Annotated in this window: 2 pseudogenes; both read right to left on the bottom strand. The window is 41.2% G+C overall.

From position 1 onward, the window contains the following. A pseudogene (locus tag A3763_RS25375) lies at positions 1-511 on the bottom strand (hypothetical protein); the annotation flags it as partial. Between the two features lie 111 nt (positions 512-622). Next, a pseudogene (locus tag A3763_RS29235) lies at positions 623-831 on the bottom strand (single-stranded-DNA-specific exonuclease RecJ); the annotation flags it as partial.

The following is an 831-nucleotide window of genomic DNA, read 5'->3' as shown; positions in this document are numbered from 1 at the left end:
CTTTGAACTGATTGGGTTCGGGCCAAACACCACCACCGGCAACAAGCTTTGACATTCCCGCTTGATCAATAACCTTTGGCAATAAATCTTTAAATGTAGCAACATCTTTGGAAAGCGAGACACCGAGTTTTGCTAAAGTCGTGGTCAATGTCTCAGTCGCAACAAGGCGTTGTTGCAGCTTTAAAACAATATTCTGGCCAATCTCTCGATTTAGCTTTTCAGCCTGCTCGGAAATGACCTGCTTGCCTTTTGTCTGAGTCACAAAATAGCTGGCGGCTACAACTGCTGCGATAAACAGAACAAGGCCCAAGCTCATTTTAAAGATCAAACTGCTGAAGACTCTATTTCTGGGACCTACATGTGCACTTCGTTCAGCTCTAGCACAGTCATCCTGGTGCTGAGTATGCTTATTAGTTGAAAGATCTTCTGATAGTTCTTTGGTGATTTGTTCCGTTCTTGGATCTCTTCGCTTCATTGAAGGGCCAACAACTTTCTTACTTTCCTGCTTCATAGCACTCGTTCTTTCGTCCAAGAAATATGGAAAAAGTATAGGCAATAGATTGGTAAAAGAGAAATTCGAAGCTCTATTCCAAAGAAAGAACGCCTGCTTTTACGATAATAATCATGAANCTGGCTCTAAATACTCAATAATATATTGAACACTTACTCGCCCTCGAAACTCGTTTATTCCCGGTTTAAAGACCACTCTAGCCATTTCAGGCAAGTGCTGACTTACCCATGGACTATTAAATTGAATCGCGTCAAACAACTCATGACCACCTTCCATTTTTAATACTAGCTTGAGGTGTTTTTCTTTTAATACTCTGCTCT

Source organism: Oleiphilus sp. HI0128, from assembly GCF_001635365.1.
The sequence above is the reverse complement of the archived record's forward strand: the minus strand, read 5'-3'. Positions and strand labels throughout refer to the sequence as shown.